Genomic DNA, 1,591 nt, shown 5'->3' on the forward strand with positions numbered 1-1,591 from the left:
CGTCTGCTCGTCCATGACCCGCAATTGCAGGTAGCTTTGCACCAGTTCCGACTGTTGGCTCAGGCGCATTGCGGCCAGGTCGGCCGAGCTTGCCTCGGCGCTGGCTTCGTTGGCCTCCAGGCCACGGCGCAATTTGCCCCAGATATCGGCTTCCCAACTCACGCCTAACTGGGCGTTAAGGGTGTCGCGAATTCCGCTACTGGAACTGCTGAGACTGGCACTGCTGCTGCCGGTGCCCTGGCTGGCGCGGGTTTTGCCAACGCTCAGGTCAACGCTGGGGTAAAACGCCCCGCGTGAGCTGCGCACCAGGGCCTTTGCCTGACGAAAACGCGCTTCGGCCTGGGCGACGGTCTGGTTGGAGGCGTTGAGGCGCACCACCAGGTCGTTGAGTTGACGGTCACCGTACAGCTCCCACCAGGCGCCGCGGGCCAGGGAGTCGCTGGGGTTGGCCTGGCGCCAGCCCTGGGCCTCCTTGAATTGCACCGGCTCGATGACCTCCGGGCGTTTGTAGTCAGGGCCAATGGCGCAGGCGCTGAGCATTAACCCGCAGATCATCATCGCCAATAACTTCATGCCATTGCCGACAGCTTTATTGTGGCGAGGGAGCTTGCTTCCGCTGGAGGGCGAAGCACTCCCAGGCTTTTTTGGGGCCGCTTCGCAGCCCAGCGGGAGCAAGCTCCCTCGCCACAGCAGGCCCGCAGCTACGGGGGATTGGGTTGGGTCGGTCATAGCGCAGTGTCCAGGGCAGCATCGGTACGCACGCCGCGCCAGGCGTTGAAGCGGTGGCGCGCGCGGTCCAGGTAAAGGTAAACCACCGGGGTGGTGTAAAGGGTCAGGATCTGGCTGAACACCAGGCCGCCAATGATGGTCAGGCCCAGCGGGTGACGCATTTCCGCGCCGTCGCCGCTGCCGAGCAGCAACGGCAAGGCACCGAGGATCGCGGCCAGGGTGGTCATCAGGATCGGCCGCAGGCGCAACAGGCAGGCGCTGCGGATCGACTCCAGCGGGCTCATGCCGTCGTTGCGTTCCAGTTGCAGCGCCAGGTCGATCATCAGGATCGCGTTTTTCTTCACCACGCCGATCAACAGGAACAAGCCCAGCAAGGAGATCAGGCTGAACTCGCCGCCCAGCAAGTAGATCGCCAACAACGCACCGACACCGGCCGACGGCAACGTAGACAAGATGGTCAGCGGGTGAATGTAGCTTTCATACAAAATACCCAGCACCAGGTACACCGCCACCAGCGCGCCGAGAATCATGAACGGCTGGCCTTTCTGGGTCGCGGCGAACGCATCGGCAGTGCCTGCCATCTTGGCGATCACGTCTTCGGGCAGCCCGACCTTGGCAATCGCACGCTCGATGGCCGCCGTGCCCTGCTCCACCGTGACCCCGGGCGCCATGTCGAAGGCGATATTCTCCGAAGCAAACTGGCCTTCATGGCTGACGCGGTCGTCGGCCAGGCTGTTCTCATAATGGGCAATGGTCGACAACGGCACCCGTGCGCCGTCGGCGGTGATCACCTGCATCTGGTTGAGGGTGATCGGGTCCTGGGCGTATTTGGGGTTGACCTCCATCACCTCCTGGTACTGGT

Annotated in this window: 2 protein-coding genes; both read right to left on the minus strand. The window is 63.5% G+C overall.

Going from position 1 to position 1,591, the window contains the following annotated elements:
• Nucleotides 1-573, minus strand: a 573-nt coding sequence (locus GIW04_RS30545; RefSeq protein WP_236479593.1) for a TolC family protein, incomplete at its 3' end; no start/stop codon positions are given.
• A 152-nt stretch (nt 574-725) separates the two neighbouring features.
• Nucleotides 726-1,591: efflux RND transporter permease subunit (locus tag GIW04_RS30550; RefSeq protein WP_236479594.1), on the minus strand; the 866-nt coding region annotated here is incomplete at its 5' end.

The organism is Pseudomonas sp. PA-4-8C (assembly GCF_021606625.1).
GTDB classification, from domain to species: Bacteria; Pseudomonadota; Gammaproteobacteria; order Pseudomonadales; family Pseudomonadaceae; genus Aquipseudomonas; species Aquipseudomonas lactis.